Source organism: Streptomyces sp. NPDC101194, from assembly GCF_044767885.1.
In the GTDB taxonomy this organism is placed as follows: Bacteria; Actinomycetota; Actinomycetes; order Streptomycetales; family Streptomycetaceae; genus Streptomyces.
This window is the reverse complement of record NZ_JBIWOS010000006.1, coordinates 171823-186640: the sequence shown is the minus strand read 5'-3', so window position 1 is coordinate 186640 and position 14818 is coordinate 171823. Positions and strand designations below refer to the sequence as shown.

Below are 14818 nucleotides of genomic sequence, written 5' to 3'. Positions count from 1 at the left end.
TCCATCTTCGTTCGCCAGAGCAGGGTCGCGCGACCACCTCAAGGAGGCAGGGTATGGAACAGGACCCCTCGATATGGGAGTTGCTGGTCACGTTCCTCTTCGTGGGGATCACCGCCGTGGTGACGATGTCGTTGATCGTGTTCCCGATCATCGGCGTCGGGATCTGGACCGTGTCGCGAGTGCGCCGCAGACGTAGCGGTGGCAAGTAGTGCCACGAGGTCGGGTGAGATGCGCGACTCGGTCGACCCGCGTGTCAGCTGCTTCGTGCTCTGCGTCACATCACGAAGGACGAGGGTTCTCTGACGCGGCGCCGGAGCGGGCTCGCGGGCCGCACGCCGACCCGTTCGATGCAGGCTCGGGGCGGGACGGTCGCCGAGGTGACCTCGGTCGGTCAGCCCGCTGTCGGGCTCTGCGGCACCGACGCTCGCTCGAACCCGTGGCTCCGCTCCACTTTCGCCACATGCAGCGTGTAGCTCTGGTACCACTCGGCCTGCCCGCGCTTTTGCGCCGCGCGGTGCTCGGCGTTGGACCGCCACTCCGTGAGGGCCTCGGCGTCCCGGAAGTACCCGACGGTGATGGACAGCCCGCCAGGAGTCTGCGCGTGGTCCATCCCCAGGAACCCGGGGACGTCCTTCACCAGGTCTTCCATGCGTGCGTTGGTCTCGCCGTAGCCGCTCTGGTCCTGGGTTCGCACCGTAGTGAAGACGGCCACGTAGTAGGGGGGTTCATGGGCCTCGACCGGTGCGACAGGTGCTTCCGAGTGATTGCTCATGGCGCCACCGTAAGGCGGGGTGCGCACGACGATCCAGCGCCTTTGCTGAACGGGATGCATAAGGGATCGAACTCTTGACCAAAGCTGTCCGAGCACTTCACCGGCACCCGGAAACGACTCGGGCCACCGTGAGACGGTCCGCCGCGAGTGCGGCCGGGCGGCCCGGCCTTCAGACGATCGGCGTGGACACCGCACCGATTCCGTCGAACGTCACCTCGACCACCTCTCCGGCCTTCAGATACACCCACGGCGTGCGGGCCCTTGCGGGAAGGACGCTCGGACAAATGACTCACCGACCGGTGCCGCTCCCTGCGGGATCTGCCCGGTTCCCGGGCCGCGCCCCCGGCTCGTACGACGGACCGGCCAGGGCCTGCACCTGCGCATACGTGGGCCCTCCCCCGGCCACCGGCCTGCCCGCCCGGATGTCCGCCGCCGCGCCCAGCGCCGCCCCGAGCGCCGTCCGCAACAGCAGCGAACCGAGACTCACCCGGCGCACCCCGAGGTCGCCGAGTTGGCGGACGGTGAGACCTGAGGGCGCGTAGAGGATGTTGAGAGGGGTTTCGAGCCGCCTCACCAGGGTGGCGATCTCCGAGGCATCGGTGAGCCCCGGCACGAACACACCATCCGCGCCGGCCTGTTCGTACGCCTGGAGTCGAGACGTCGTCGCGGTCTTCTCCCGGCCGCCCAACCAGTACGTGTCCGTACGGGCGTTGACGAAGAGGTCCGGTACGGCGGCCTTCACCGCGGCGATCTTCGCCGCGTGCAGCGCCACCGGAGCGAGGGTGCCGTCGGGGCGGCCGTCCTCCAGGTTGATGCCGACCGCCCCGGCGTCCGCCAGTTCACGGGCCAGTCGGGCCACCTCGTCGGGGTCGTCACCGAACCCGGACTCGGCGTCCACGGAGAGCAGATACGGTCCGGTCCCGAGCCGTCGGGCCAGCAGCAGCGTCTGCGCCCGGGTCGCTCCCGCACCGTCCGGCAGGCCCGCAGCGGCGGCCACTGCGAGGCTGGTCGTGGCGATGGCCGGAAACCCCTGCCCGGCAAGGGCGGACGCCGAGGCGTGGTCCCAGGCATGGGGAATCAGGAACGGCGGCCCGGACGAACGGTGCAGCGCGGCGAACGCGGTGGCGGCCAGGGGCAGCGCGGCCTCGCCGGGCGAGTCGTCCGGCGTCATGGCTTCGGTGTCCGGTACGGGCGGGAAGCGGGTGCGTCGACCGCCGACAGGTCCCCCACGGAGTCCGCGTAGTACGTCGATTCCGCCAGGTGGAAGGCGAGTTGACGGAACGTCCACCCCTTTCCGGGCGACCGGTCGAGCTGGTCGGGTGTCAGGGTGTCCAGACGGTTCGCCCAGACCCTGGCCAGACGGACGAGCCTGCTGCGCGCTTCGTCGAGGTCGGCCTCGGTGAACGGGGCGAGGTCCGCCTCGGTCGTGATGGCCGAGGCGTGCCAGTGGTCCGGCTGCGTCTCCTCACCCACGAGTCTGGCCTCCATCTCCGCGAGATGGTCGACCATGTGGTCGGCGACACGACGGATCGCCTTGTGCGGGGTGTGGATCCGGTCGTCGGCGGGGATGGGACGGCCGTCCCATCCGGTCCAGGTCCCGGCGAGGCCCAGGACGTGGTCGACCATGGCCGTCAGGATCCGCGCGGGGTCGCGGTCGTCGGTCACCGGGGCTTCGTCGAGGGTGTCGGGGGCGCCCGGTGTGAGCAGGCCGGACGTGTCAGATGTGCGCGGCACGTCGGGCGTGCGCGGGACGTCGGGTGCGTGCAGGGCGTCGGGCGTGCGCGGTGCGTCGGGTGCGTGCGGTGCGTCGGGTGTGTGCAGGGCGTCGAGTACGCCGGGTGCGTGCTTCGTGTCCGTCATGCCTCGACGCTAGATCCGTGACGCTTCGGTCCCTGCCGAACCGTTGTCGGCGCATCCCGGGTTCAGGACGACGTGACGTCCCTCGACCGCGGGCGCCGTCCCGGCGAGGCGCAGTTCGGGCACCAGTAGCCCTCCTGCTGGATGAACATCCATCCGAGCTCCGCGATGTACGGGGAGGCGACGGTCGCACTGTGCAGCACATGTCCGAACAGGTCGGTCTCGATGTCCGGCGGCGGCTCCGCGATGACCAGGTCGAACACGGCCCGTGCCCGGCAGCCCCGGCGGTCGCACGCGAGGTAGAACCGCACGGGGCCGGGCGGCTCTCCGTCTGTGGTCAGGCTCATACATCAACTATGGCCGCGGAATCGGCCCCGCGAAGCCGATTCCCGGCCATCGAGCCACCGGCCCGGATGTCACCCCGACCGGGTGGCTCCGGGGCCGGGTTCAGCGCAGTTCCTCCGGGCACGGTGTGCCGGGTGAGAGCTGGTAGGGCGCGGCCAGCCGGTACACGCCCGGCCGCGGCGCGAGCAGCTCCGTCCACTCGTCGCCGTCCGCGTCCTCCTCGACCTTGATCAGGCAGCCGTTGGTGTTGAGATACGTCCGGGGGCTGTTCTCGTCCTGGCGATGCTTGGACGCCTCGGTCTCCTGCGGCCGCTCCACGCTCTTGCCCTTCTCGTCCACCAGGGCGAGCCAGTGCGAGTACGGGATACGGATCAGGATCCGGCCGGGCTTCTTCACATGGATGGTCAGTTCGCCGGCACCGGCCCGGTCCACCGTGGCCGGCGGGTCCGCCAGCGGTACCGGGCTGTCGACCTCGAAGAGCCGCCAGTTGGCGTCCGACCAGATCGGCTTCAGATACGGCAGCCCCTCGTCGACCAGCTCCGCCTCCTGCACGGCGCCGGTGGAGTCCGGCGTTCCCTTGGGCAGCACCACGTAGTGCACCGCCCAGCGGTCGAGCCACTCGCGGTAGGCGGCACTGTTCAGGGAGTCGTCGTAGAAGAGCGGGTTGCGCTCCATGTCCGCCTGCCGGTTCCAGCCACGGGCCAGATTGACGTACGGCGCGAGCGCGGACGCCTCCCGGTGGCTGCTGGCGGGCACGACCTCGACCCTGCCGCGTTCCGCGCCGACCTTCTGCAGCTCATTGACCAGGGGGGCGAGCTCGCGCGACCAGGAGGCGGCGGGAGCGGTCCGGACGATGTCGTCGACGCTCTTGAGGCCGATCCAGAAGTTCATCCCGACGAACGCCAGGACCAGTGCGTACCAGCGCCGGGAGCGAGGCTTCGCGTACGGCAGCGCGGCGAGCAGCACCACACCGGCGAACATCATCGCCAGCCTGGTGACGTTCGAGCCGATCTGCGAGTCGATCACATAGGTCAGCAGCGTCCCGACGCCGTACACGGCGGCGGCGGTGCGGACCGTCTTCCAGTCGCGCGGTACGAGGACGAAGACGAGGGCCGCGAAGAGGAACGGCAGCGACAGGGTCGCGAGCGACATCGGCTGCGTGCCGGAGAACGGGAACAGCCACGCGGACAGCGCCACGACCGCGACCGGCGCCAGGCCCAGCGCGTACGCCCCGGGGCGTCGTTTGTTCAGGAAGAGCGCGGCGGCGACCACGCCGAGGAACAGTCCGGCCACGGGGCTGCTCGCCGTCGCGAGCGCGGCCAGCGGGGCGGCGACGGCCGCCTTGGCCCACCGCTTGTACCGCCATCGGTGCGGCCAGCAGAACACCGCGGCGACCGCCCCCACCGCGAACATCATGCCGAGCCCGAACGTCACCCGCCCGGACAGCGCGTTGCACAGGTACGCGAACACCCCGGCGAGCGAGCAGGCGAGCGGGTTGCGCACGGCCCGGACCCGGACCAGGATCAGCGCCGTCAGCGCCGCCGAAACGGTCCCGGCGATCATCATCGTCGTCCGCACGCCGAGCACCGACATCAGATACGGCGACACGACGCTGTACGAGACGGGGTGCATGCCCCCGTACCAGGCGAGGTTGTACGCCGTACCGGGATGCCGGCCGACGAACTCCGCCCAGGCGTCCTGGGCCGCGAGGTCACCACCGCTGTTCGCGAAGAAGAAGAACCAGAGCAGGTGGGCGACCGCGGCGACCGCGGTCGTCAGCAGGACCGGGTGCCGGCGGCACCGCTGCGCGAATCCGGCCGCGAGACCGCCGCCGTCCGGCGCGGACCGCCGCGCGGAGCCCCGTTCGGGGTCCACGAGACCCGTGCTGTGCTTCGCCCGTCGTGGCTCAGCAGTGGTCACTGCGACTCTCCCCGTCCTTGCCCGGACACGTGGTCGGAACCGACGGTGTACCGCGCGGGCCTCATGTACCGGAAGACGCGTCCCGGGATCCACGCGTTGCTTCCGGGACGCTAGCACGCACCCCATCACTGTCCGAAAGGGGTCGTACGGAACGGGTCATTCCAAAGCGGGCTGCCACAATCGTCCAAGATCTTTTACTCACACGATCAGGGAGTTCCCATGCGCAGATGGCAAGCACGCACCGCAACACTCGCGGCCTCGGTGGGCGTGATGGCGCTCGGCACCATGGCCGCCCCCGCCCAGGCCGCCGCCGCCGATCCGGCGGGCCTCTGCGGTTCGGGCTATTCGGTCATCGACTCGCACCGGTTCCAGTCCGTCTCGGGCACCGTCTATCTGCTCTACAGCGCCGGTGCCGGCAAGAACTGCGTAGTGACGATCCGCAACACGGCCGGAAAGGCCGCCTACATGGAGGCGGGGCTCCAGGTGCAGGGCGGCGCGACCCAGTACGACAGCGGCTCCTTCACCGCGTACGCCGGGCCGGTGCGCCTGGCCGCGGGCGGGAAGTGTGTGAAGTGGGGAGGCATGCTCGGCAGTGACGAGTCCTGGACGAGCGGGTGGAGCCACTGCGGCTGACCACCGGAACCCCGCCGGAACGGACTGGGCCACGCAACGCGTGCCGCGCTGCGTGGCCCAGGTGTGTTCCGGACGTCTGTCTGCTTGATCAGCTAATTCGCGCCACTTTCTGGCCGAAGCCAGGAGCCTTCAGATCCTGCTGGAGCGCCACCGGGGCGCTGACCTTTCCGGGACCCGTGCCCACGCTCACCAGGCCCACCTCGGTACCCGCCGAGGCGTCGTGCGGAATCTTCTTGCCGTTCTCCGACACGGCCAGTTCGGCCTTGAGGCCGGGCCAGCCCTTCGCCTTCAGGTCACGGGTCGCGACCACCGGGGTCCGGCCACCGAGGCCGTCGTCCACGTACCCGACGACGTCGCCCTTCTTCACGACCAGGGCCGAGGTCACGGCCTTCTGCGCGCCCTTGATCAGCTTGAGGCTGTTGTTCAGCGACATCACGAGGCTGTCGTACGGCTGGCCGGTGCCTGCCTGCTGCCCCATGACGGCGCCGTAGATCCAGAGCTTCTTCCCGTCCACGACGGTGTTCGCAGACCAGAGCAGGTTCCCGCCGGCCGGGGTGGACGAGCCGGTCTTGATGCCGCTGACCCCCGGCTCCAGCAGGATGGTGTTGTTGTTGTAGATCACCTGGTCGATGCCCGGGATCTTTATCTGCGGGGTGTCGACGATCTCCCGGAACACGTCGTTCTGCATGACCGCCCTGGCCAGCTTGAGCTGGTCCTCGGCGGTGGAGACAGTGGTCTTCTGCAGGCCGCTGGGGTCCGTGTACGTGGTGCTCGTCATCCCGAGGTCCTTGGCGGCGGCGTTCATCTTCGCGACGAACTCCTTCTCGGAAGGCGAGTCCCAACGGGCGAAGAGCCGCGCCGCGTTGTTCCCGGAGGGGATCATCAGCAGCTGGAGCAACTGCTTCTGGGTGAACTGCTGCCCCTTCGTGATCGGTGCCGTCGACTCGTCCTCGCGCTTGGACTCGTCCTCCGCCTGCTGGTCGACGGTGATCTTCTCGCCCTCCTCCTTGCCGGTGAGGGGGTGGTCCTTGAGGACCACGTACGCCGTCATGACCTTGGCGACGCTGGCGATGGGCGCGGGCTTCTGCGCGCCCGCGCTGCCCATCGAACCGACACCGTCCACGCTCACCGCCGACTGCCCCTGCGACGGCCAGGAAAGGTGCAGGCCCTCCCCCTTGAAGGTGTAGGCCGGATCCATCGACAGCCCCAGTTCGGGGTCCGGGAGCGGGCGCACCATCTGCACGATCGCAAAGATGATCAGCAGAAGCAGGACCAGCGGGGTCCAGATCTTGACCCGGCGCACGGCGGTGCGGACGGGCGTCTCGGGCGGCGGAGGCGTGTTCGTCAGCTCGGCCAGCAGGTCGAGCGGCGGCCTGGGCGGCATCGGCTGCTGCGTGGTCCGCTCGGCGGTGGAGAGCGCGGAAGCGGGAGCAGTCGCGGCGGAGGGGGCCGCCGGTGCCTCGGGCTTGCGAGGTGCGGGCGTCGGCGCCGGCCGTACGTCGTCGCCACGCAGGGGTACGAACTTGCTGGTCCGCTCGGCGGCGGACTCGGGCTTCGACTCCGTGTCCGGCTTCGCCGCGGGCCGAGTGATCTTCAGCGCGGTCGTCGGCTGGTCGACCTTGGCCGCGGCGGGCGTCCTGAAGACGGCGGTCGGCTGATCGCCGCCGCGCTTGCCCCCGGAGCCGTCCTTCTTGTCCTCACCGTCCGCTTCTTCGGCGGCGTCGACGTCCTTCGCCTTGGCGGTGTCCTTCGCCTTCGCGGTGTCCTTCGCCTCGTCCGTGCCCTTGGCGTCGTCCGCGCGCTCGGCCTTCGCCGCGTCGTCCGCGCGCTCGGCCTTCGCCGCGTCGTCCGCGGCCTCCGCCTTACCGGCGTCGCCCGCACCGGCCGTGGCGTCGGCCTCGTCTTCCGAGTCCTCGGCGCCTGCGACTTCTTCGGCGTCTTCGGCGTCCGAGGTCTTCTCGCGTGACCCGGTGCCCCGGGCCTCGTCGGAAGCGTCGTCGCCGGACGTGGTCGCGCGGTCAGGGGCATCGTCGTCCGAAGCAGCCGGAACAACCGGCTCCGCCGTGTCGTCCTTCGCCATGGCCCCCGCATCCGAGGCGTCCGCATCCGGCTCGGCCGCGTTCTCGGACGTGGCGCCCTTCGCGGCGTCGGCGTCCTTCGGGCCCTCGCCGTTCTCGTCGCCCTCCTCGCCATCCTTCGACACCCACGCGGCGACCGCCGCGCGCAGCCGCGCGTCGCCCGCCTCGGGCTCCGCGGCAGCGGCAGGCTCGGCGGCGGCCGCGTCCTCCGCGTCCACTGCGCTCACGGCGGCCTCAGGGGCCTCAGACGCCTTCTCCGGGCCCTGAGCGACCTTCTCCGCCCTCTCGGCGCCCTCGGCGCCCGCAGCGGCCTCGGAGCCGTCCAGACCGCCGGGGGCCTCGTCGTCGGAGGTCTCCCGAGCGGCCGGGCTCGCGTCGCGCTCCCCGTCCTCGTCGTCCCCGGACGGTCGCGTACGGAAGACGGCCGTCGCGGTGTCCGCCTTGCCGCCCTCGCCCTCGCCGTCGCCGGACGAATCCGTACGGAAAACCGCTGTGGCCGTGTCCGTCCCGCCGCGGGCCTCCGCGTCGGCGGGCGGTTCACGGAAGACGGCAAGCCGCGGATCGCTCTCGCCGCGAGCCGTCCCCGACGACTTCTGCTGCTTCGACTTGTCGGGGGACTCGCCCGCCACCGATGCCTCCTCCATGCGGCGCGGGGACATCCCCGCGCTGTCCGAACCATCTACCAGTGTCCCGTGTGAACCACCGGCCCGGCTGCTAGACGAGAACGACATACCTACTGGTTCCCATACAAAGCACCCAGGCACCCTCGACAGACCAATGTGAGAGGGGTCACCCTGTCATTCATCCACGCGGGGAGGCATGGATGGGCAGGAGCCGCAGAACAATTCCGGAGGAGCTTCTGCTGCTCGCTCTGGACCCGACCACGGGTACCACAGCGCAGCCGCAGTCGCTCGACCTCGGCCTCGCCGGAGCTCAGCTAGTGGAGCTGGCTCTGGCAGGACGGATAGCCCCTGACGGGGATCGTATCGCCGTGGTGATGCCACGGCCGACAGGAGATCCGACTCTGGACTCCGCACTGGAACTGCTGCGCCGACGCGGCAGCCCGGTCCGGGCGGTCCACTGGATCGGCGGGCCCCGTCTGGGGCTGCGTCAGATCTACCTCGCTCATCTGGAGCGATGCGGCATGGTGCATGCCGTGGCGGGCCAGATGTGCGGAGTTCTGCCGACAACTCGCTACCAGGCGACGGACACGGCGATCAGCCGGGACATCAGAGCCAGGCTGGACAGTGCGATCCGCACCGGCGTACCGCCGGACCCGCGGACCGCGGCGCTCGCCGCGCTGGCCCACGCGGTCGGACTCGGCAAGCACCTGTACCCCGGGAACGAGGGGCGTTCATCGCGCTCCAGGCTCCGGGACCTGATCAGGCACGACCCGATGGGCGGACTCGTGGCGCACGCCGTGATGGACGTCCAGAACGGGGCGGTCGCACAACCACGCCGCAACCAGGCGGCCGGAATGCCGTTGCAACCGCAAGTGCAGTCGCAGTCACGCCGCGGCAGCATGGCGCACACCGCGGCCCACTAGGGCATCTCGTTCGGATCAGGCCGGAGCCGGGCACGATCCGAACGAGAGGCCCGACAGCCGCACTCGGCGCCGCGCGCACCGCACGGCACCACACGGCGCGGCCGCATCAACGGCACGGACGGACCAATCGAATACCGCCGCACCGTCGTCCCCAAGACCCGGTTCGGGAGCCGCACCAAGCGCGGGGCAGCCGGAATCACGGCTGCCCCGCGCGCTTGCGTGTATCCGTTTTCCAGCGCGGCCGGGGGCAGGGGTGGCAATCTGCTCAGAAGTAGATACGCACAGCTACACAGCCGGAGGTGCCGTTTCCGTGCCGTCCAATGTCAACCCCACCGTCAGGCGACGCCGGTTGGGCCAGGAATTGCGTCGACTGCGCGAACTCAAAGGTATGACGGCCGAGGAGGTGGCGGAGCGGCTGCTGGTGTCGCAGTCGAAGATCAGCCGCCTGGAGAACGGCCGGCGCTCCATCAGCCAGCGCGACGTACGCGATCTCTGCGGGGTGTACGAGGTCGAGGACCACCGGGTCGTCGACTCGCTCATGCAGATGGCCAAGGACTCGCGCCAGCAGGGCTGGTGGCACGCCTTCGGCGACATCCCGTACAGCGTCTACATCGGTCTGGAGACGGATGCCGAGTCGCTGCGGGTGTACGAACCCCAGGTGGTACCGGGCCTGCTGCAGACGCGGAGTTATGCCGAGGCGCTGATCAGCGGCGCCCTGCCGGAGGCCCCGCCGAGCGAGATCGACAAGCGCGTCAAAGTGCGGGCCCGCCGCCAGGACCGGATCACCGACCCGGAGCATCCGCTGCGACTGTGGGCGGTGATCGACGAGTCCGCGCTGCGCCGACTGGTCGGCGGCAGGCAGGTGATGATCGAACAGCTGGAGCAACTGGTCGAGTTGTCGCGCCTGCCGCACGTCACCGTGCAGGTCCTCCCGTTCGAAATGGGCGCGCACCCCGGCATCAACGGGCAGTACGCCGTCCTGGAATTCCCGGACGCCGCGGACTCCAGCGTCGTCTATATCGAGGGCGTCACCAGCGACCTCTACCTGGAGAAATCCAACGACGTGCAGCGGTACAGCGTCATGTACGAGCACCTGCGCGCCCAGGCACTGAACGTGGAGCAGACCCGGCATTTCATCAGCGACATCGCGAAGAAGTACGCCGACGGATCCGCTGCGTGAAACCCGGCACGTCGGCGCGTAAAACCGGACAGCCCAATGGTCCGGTATGCGGGAAATGAAGTGATGCAACGGGAAGGGCGGCGGTAAGGTACACCGCCGCCCGCCCGCAGGGGAAGACCTCGCTTGTATATACCATCCGGTCGAGTGAACGGCCCCTTCACCCAAGGGACTTGACGAGTAGCGTCGATCACGCCAAATGAAGCACTGACGGAAAGCTGTCGGTGTCCTTCACACGACTCTCTGAACCGGAGTGAACATGGCCATTCGTCAGGGTGCTACGGACAAGTGGACGAAGTCCTCGTATTCCGGGGGCAACGGCGCCTGCGTCGAAGTCAAGTCCCCTCTTGCCCAGGCCATCGCCGTACGCGACTCGAAGGCCCCCGAGGGTCCTTCGATCACGTTCGTCCCCGCCGCGTGGAACGCCTTCGTGCGTGACATCGGCAAGGGCGCCATCGACGCCTGACCGCTGCTCTCCACCGTTCACATCGCAGCATCGGTTCCGGTGTCGCGTGCAGCCCTCTCGGCCGGCCCGCCGTCCTGGCCGAGAGTGCTCGATGCCTGCCCCGGGGAATTCCCGCCCCGGGGCGCGCTTTTACCGGCATACGCGTCGCCGGACACCGGGGCACATCGGCGGAAACGACAACGATCGCCCCGGAAAGGGCTACGCCAAAGAATGACCGCCCCGGGAAGGGCCGGTCGAGGAATGTCCGACGGGGGCCGGCGGGAAATGCACTGCGGGAAATGCACCGGGGCGCGTCCGACCGGGAATACCGGGCGGAACGAGCGGGTGTTCAGCGCAGTTGATCGACATACCGGTCGGTGCCCGGCACCGTCGGGATGAACGGCGCCACCAACTCCACCCGTCCCAGGCCTGATTCCGCGACCATCGCGTCGAGCCCGGTGAAGTGCCCGGCCCAGCAGTCCCGCGGGTCCTCCTGGAGGAACCACAGCAGGGTCAGCCGGGTGTCGACGCCCTCGACCTGTTTCACATAGGTCATCCGGTCGCCCGGCAGCGGCGTGGGGCGGAATACGGTCACCATCGCCGCCGGGGAGCCGTTCAGCCGCTTCGGCAGATGCCGCGAGCGCAGCCACTCCAGCAACTCGGCCCGCCGTTGCGCGTCCTCGCTGTCGATCACCTGAAGGACCAGCCCGCGATAGGGGTGGTCGAGCGCGTGGAAGTCCCGGGGCCCCGCGGCGCCGTCCCGGTAGACCGTCGCCTCGTGGTCCTGGAACGACGTGAACACATGGGTCCGGCCCTGGTGGACCCGGCCGTCCCGGTTCAGCCGCTTGTTGATTCCGACGGTCCACTTCATGTGGTCGTCGTAGCGCCCGTCCGTCACCCAGTACGTCGACAGATAGCAGCCGGCGCCGACCGGCTCGGCCACCGCGGACTTCTCCGGGTACCGCAGCTCCCGCAGCTCCCGGGTGGCGACCCAGCGGCGCCCCGCGAACATCCAGGGCATCGCCATGGCGCCCGCGTAGTAGTGGTCGTCCTCGTACCAGCGGTTGTACGCGTACTCATGACCCGGGTGCGGTTCGACCATGGTGATCAGCGCATGGCCGGGGTGGACTCCGTACGGTCCCAGCGCCGCCAGTTCGGCGTAGGTGTCGCTCCGCGTCTCGTCGCTCATGCCGTTCCCCTTCCGTACTCCGCAGCGGCGTCCTACTCTGACGCCCCGTCAGAAGAACTGCCAGAGCCGGGAGGCCACCGATGTTGCTCGCGGGGAAGACCGTCATCGTGTCCGGCGTGGGCGCCGGGCTCGGACACCAGGTCGCGGCGACGGTCGTACGGGACGGCGGCAACGCGGTGCTCGGGGCGCGCACCGCGGCGAATCTCGCCAAGTCGGCCGCGGAGATCGATCCGGACGGCCTGCACACCGCCCGTCTGGCCACCGACATCACGGACGAGTCGCAGTGCGAGGCGCTCGCCGCACTGGCGCTGGAACGGTTCGGGCGGATCGACGCGGTGGTCCATGTAGCCGCCTGGGACAGCTACTTCGGCGGGATCGAGGACGCCGACTTCGCCACCTGGCAGTCCGTCGTCGACGTCAATCTGCTCGGCACGCTGCGGATGACGCGCGCCTGCCTGCCCGGCCTCAAGGAACGCGGCGGGGCCGTGGTCGTCATCGGCACACAGTCCTCGGTGGCCGCCCCGTCCCAGGTGCAACAGGCGGCGTACGCGGCATCGAAGGGTGCGCTCACCTCGGCGATGTACTCCATGGCGCGGGAGTTCGGCCCGCACCGGATCCGTGTGAACACGGTGCTGCCCGGTTGGATGTGGGGTCCACCGGTGCAGGCGTACGTGCAGTTCACCGCGCACACCGAGGGCGTACCCGAGGCCGAGGTGCTCGGCAGGCTCACCGAACGCATGGCGCTTCCGGACCTCGCCACGGACGGCGATGTCGCCGAGGCCGTCGCGTTCCTGGCCTCGGACCGGGCGCGGGCGATCACCGGGCAGTCCCTGCTGGTCAACGCGGGCGAGCTGATGCGGTAGGGCCGGTTCGCACGACCGGCTCGCAGGGCCAGTTCCCCTCCTTCTCGGCCGCACGGGACCCGCATCCCGTGCGGTCTTTCTGTGCTCCACGGTCCTTCTGACGCTCTGCACAGCCTGACGAAGTGCCCGCTCATCGTGTGGCCGCCGTCACGTTCGCGACAACGCCCACGTGAGTCAAGAAGAAGTAAAAACGTTCGCCTTACTGACCTTCGTTCACATCCCTGACCGTGGAGACCTTGACCGAGATGCCGCGCAGGCGGTTCAATCCCCGAAGTCCCCGCCCCCGCACGGGGACACCGCTGAGCGGCCTCACTGACGAAGTGCACACCCGTTCATAAGGCGGACCCCAGGAGGGGACACATGAACAGTCTCGACTGGGTCGTGCTCATCGGCTACTTCGGCGTGATGATCGCGATCGGGCTCTGGTCCCACAAGCGTGTGGACAACGTCAGCGACTTCTTCACGGCCGGCGGCAGGATGCCGTGGTGGCTGTCCGGCATCTCGCACCACATGTCCGGCTACAGCGCGGTGATGTTCACCGGTTACGCCGGAATCGCGTATCAGTACGGCGTCACCTCCTTCGTGACCTGGTCGCTGCCGATCGCCATCGGCATCGGCATCGGCGCCCAGCTCTTCGCGCCCCGGCTCAACCGACTGCGGTCACGGCTGCACGTCGCGTCCCCGCTCGAATACCTGAAGAACCGCTACAACATCCCGACCCAGCAGGCACTCGCCTGGTCGGGTCTGCTGCTGAAGATCGTGGACGTCGGCGCCAAATGGGCGGCCATCGCCACCCTCCTCTCCGTCTTCACGGGGATCTCGATCACCCAGGGCATCTTCATCACCGGCTGCATCACCGCCGTCTACTGCACGGTCGGCGGCCTGTGGGCCGACGCGCTCACAGAACTGGGGCAGTTCGTCATCCAGCTCTTCGCCGGGGTCGCGATGCTCGTCACCGCCATGGCCGAGCTCGACGGTGTCAGCACCCTGTGGACGGTCTGGGACAAGCTGCCCGAGGGCCACACCGACCCGACGGCCGGCCCGTACACCGTGACCTTCCTGCTGGCGTACCTCTTCATCAAGACCTTCGAGTACAACGGCGGCATGTGGAACCAGGCCCAGCGCTACATGGCCACGGAGTCCGCCGCCGCGGCCAAGCGCTCGGCGCGGCTCTCGGCCGTGCTGTGGCTGGTCTGGCCCACCGTCCTCTTCTTCCCGATGTGGTGCGCCCCGTTGCTGGTCCACGCGCAGAAGCCGGACGCCTCGGACAGCTACGCCCTGATGACCGAGCAGCTGCTGCCGCACGGGCTGCTGGGCCTGGTCGTCGTCGGCTTCTTCTCGCACACGATGGCCATGTGCTCCTCGGACGCCAACGCCATCTCCGCGGTCTTCACCCGCGACATCGCGCCCGTCCTCTCCCATGCGGCGCGCAACTGGGGAAGCCGGGCCGGGCTGCTGGCGGCGCGGCTGTCCACGCTCGGCTTCCTCGCCCTGTCGATGGCGCTGGCCACGCAGATCAACTCGCCGACGTTCAAGGACATCATCTCCGTCGTCATCAAGTGGGTGGCCGGTCTGATGGGCCCGATCGCGATCCCGTTCATGCTGGGTCTGCTGCGCAGCTTCCGCAGGTCCGGGCCGACGGCGGCGCTCACCAGCTGGGCGGCGGGCCTGCTGGCGTTCTACTTCACCAACTACGACTTCGACGGTTCGGCGAAGACGGACGTCGCACTGCAGTACCAGGTGGCGCTGCCGCTGGCGATCTCGCTGGTCCTCTACATCGTGATCGGCCTCGTCAAACCGGAGGACACCCCGGAGCGGGACGCCGTCATCGAGAAGATCAACTCGGACGGTGACGGCACGGGAGCCGGCGCGACGGTTCCTGCGCAGGCCGGTTCCGGGGACGCGGCGGTCACGGAGGACGTGAAGGACTGAGGCCCGCCGTCGGTACGGGAAGGCGGCGAGGGACGGGGTACGGCCGCGGCGGCGCCCGCAC

Annotated in this window: 14 protein-coding genes; 7 read left to right on the top strand and 7 right to left on the bottom strand. The window is 69.4% G+C overall.

The features are described from left to right. Positions 1–53: 53 nt before the first annotated feature. On the top strand, positions 54–209 hold the full coding sequence (locus tag ACIRP2_RS23340; protein ID WP_404253233.1) for a hypothetical protein: 156 nt from the start codon (positions 54–56) through the stop codon (positions 207–209). A gap of 182 nt (positions 210–391) precedes the next feature. Here the strand turns inward: ACIRP2_RS23340 and ACIRP2_RS23335 are convergent, their stop codons facing one another. The 5 genes from ACIRP2_RS23335 to ACIRP2_RS23315 form a co-directional block, all read right to left on the bottom strand. Further along, positions 392–772 carry an antibiotic biosynthesis monooxygenase family protein gene (locus tag ACIRP2_RS23335; RefSeq protein WP_404253231.1) on the bottom strand — a complete coding sequence of 127 codons (381 nt, stop codon included), beginning with the start codon at positions 770–772 and terminating at the stop codon, positions 392–394. Between the two features lie 289 nt (positions 773–1061). Then, complete coding sequence (locus ACIRP2_RS23330; protein ID WP_404253229.1) at positions 1062–1943, bottom strand: isocitrate lyase/phosphoenolpyruvate mutase family protein; 882 nt, start codon at positions 1941–1943, stop codon at positions 1062–1064. Beyond that, positions 1940–2632 (bottom strand): hypothetical protein, encoded by a 693-nt coding sequence (locus ACIRP2_RS23325; protein WP_404253227.1) that lies wholly within the window; start codon positions 2630–2632, stop codon positions 1940–1942. The genes ACIRP2_RS23330 and ACIRP2_RS23325 overlap by 4 nt, the downstream gene beginning before the upstream one ends. Before the next feature lie 62 nt (positions 2633–2694). After that, positions 2695–2976, bottom strand: coding sequence for a hypothetical protein (locus tag ACIRP2_RS23320; RefSeq protein ID WP_404253225.1), 282 nt, complete (start codon positions 2974–2976; stop codon positions 2695–2697). 100 nt (positions 2977–3076) lie between these two features. Further along, positions 3077–4894, bottom strand: a complete 1818-nt coding sequence (locus ACIRP2_RS23315; RefSeq protein WP_404253223.1) for an MFS transporter — start codon at positions 4892–4894, stop codon at positions 3077–3079. 219 nt (positions 4895–5113) lie between these two features. On the opposite strand from ACIRP2_RS23315, the gene ACIRP2_RS23310 reads away from it, so the two are divergent. Further along, positions 5114–5527: an acetyltransferase gene (locus ACIRP2_RS23310; RefSeq protein ID WP_404253221.1), complete on the top strand. Its 414-nt coding sequence runs from the start codon at positions 5114–5116 to the stop codon at positions 5525–5527. 88 nt (positions 5528–5615) lie between these two features. Here ACIRP2_RS23310 and ACIRP2_RS23305 read toward each other — a convergent pair whose 3' ends face one another. Next, complete coding sequence (locus tag ACIRP2_RS23305) at positions 5616–8264, bottom strand: D-alanyl-D-alanine carboxypeptidase family protein (RefSeq protein WP_404253219.1); 2649 nt, start codon at positions 8262–8264, stop codon at positions 5616–5618. 164 nt (positions 8265–8428) lie between these two features. Here ACIRP2_RS23305 and ACIRP2_RS23300 point away from each other — a divergent pair, with 164 nt between their 5' ends. The 3 genes from ACIRP2_RS23300 to ACIRP2_RS23290 all read left to right on the top strand — a co-directional run bounded on the left by ACIRP2_RS23300 (position 8429) and on the right by ACIRP2_RS23290 (position 10794). Next, positions 8429–9151: a GPP34 family phosphoprotein gene (locus tag ACIRP2_RS23300; RefSeq protein ID WP_361443514.1), complete on the top strand. Its 723-nt coding sequence runs from the start codon at positions 8429–8431 to the stop codon at positions 9149–9151. Between the two features lie 310 nt (positions 9152–9461). Further along, entirely contained in the window at positions 9462–10331 is an 870-nt protein-coding gene (locus ACIRP2_RS23295; protein WP_404253217.1) for a helix-turn-helix domain-containing protein, read from the top strand. Between the two features lie 256 nt (positions 10332–10587). Next, the gene (locus ACIRP2_RS23290) at positions 10588–10794 is read left to right on the top strand and encodes a DUF397 domain-containing protein (RefSeq protein ID WP_404253215.1); all 207 of its coding nucleotides are present in this window, start codon (positions 10588–10590) and stop codon (positions 10792–10794) included. 328 nt (positions 10795–11122) lie between these two features. Here ACIRP2_RS23290 and ACIRP2_RS23285 read toward each other — a convergent pair whose 3' ends face one another. Continuing rightward, positions 11123–11962 (bottom strand): hypothetical protein, encoded by an 840-nt coding sequence (locus ACIRP2_RS23285; protein WP_404253213.1) that lies wholly within the window; start codon positions 11960–11962, stop codon positions 11123–11125. Between the two features lie 80 nt (positions 11963–12042). On the opposite strand from ACIRP2_RS23285, the gene ACIRP2_RS23280 reads away from it, so the two are divergent. Both ACIRP2_RS23280 and ACIRP2_RS23275 read left to right on the top strand, forming a co-directional pair. Next, positions 12043–12825: an SDR family oxidoreductase gene (locus tag ACIRP2_RS23280; RefSeq protein ID WP_404253211.1), complete on the top strand. Its 783-nt coding sequence runs from the start codon at positions 12043–12045 to the stop codon at positions 12823–12825. A gap of 360 nt (positions 12826–13185) precedes the next feature. Then, positions 13186–14757, top strand: a complete 1572-nt coding sequence (locus tag ACIRP2_RS23275; RefSeq protein ID WP_404253209.1) for a sodium:solute symporter family protein — start codon at positions 13186–13188, stop codon at positions 14755–14757. The last annotated feature ends 61 nt before the right edge of the window (positions 14758–14818 follow it).

Coding starts and splice junctions, on each gene's coding strand:
- ACIRP2_RS23340 (WP_404253233.1), top strand. CDS start 54: ATGGAACAGGACCCCTCGATATGGGAGTTGCTGGTCACGTTCCTCTTC.
- ACIRP2_RS23335 (WP_404253231.1), bottom strand. CDS start 772: ATGAGCAATCACTCGGAAGCACCTGTCGCACCGGTCGAGGCCCATGAA.
- ACIRP2_RS23330 (WP_404253229.1), bottom strand. CDS start 1,943: ATGACGCCGGACGACTCGCCCGGCGAGGCCGCGCTGCCCCTGGCCGCC.
- ACIRP2_RS23325 (WP_404253227.1), bottom strand. CDS start 2,632: ATGACGGACACGAAGCACGCACCCGGCGTACTCGACGCCCTGCACACA.
- ACIRP2_RS23320 (WP_404253225.1), bottom strand. CDS start 2,976: ATGAGCCTGACCACAGACGGAGAGCCGCCCGGCCCCGTGCGGTTCTAC.
- ACIRP2_RS23310 (WP_404253221.1), top strand. CDS start 5,114: ATGCGCAGATGGCAAGCACGCACCGCAACACTCGCGGCCTCGGTGGGC.
- ACIRP2_RS23305 (WP_404253219.1), bottom strand. CDS start 8,264: ATGTCCCCGCGCCGCATGGAGGAGGCATCGGTGGCGGGCGAGTCCCCC.
- ACIRP2_RS23300 (WP_361443514.1), top strand. CDS start 8,429: ATGGGCAGGAGCCGCAGAACAATTCCGGAGGAGCTTCTGCTGCTCGCT.
- ACIRP2_RS23290 (WP_404253215.1), top strand. CDS start 10,588: ATGGCCATTCGTCAGGGTGCTACGGACAAGTGGACGAAGTCCTCGTAT.
- ACIRP2_RS23285 (WP_404253213.1), bottom strand. CDS start 11,962: ATGAGCGACGAGACGCGGAGCGACACCTACGCCGAACTGGCGGCGCTG.
- ACIRP2_RS23280 (WP_404253211.1), top strand. CDS start 12,043: ATGTTGCTCGCGGGGAAGACCGTCATCGTGTCCGGCGTGGGCGCCGGG.
- ACIRP2_RS23275 (WP_404253209.1), top strand. CDS start 13,186: ATGAACAGTCTCGACTGGGTCGTGCTCATCGGCTACTTCGGCGTGATG.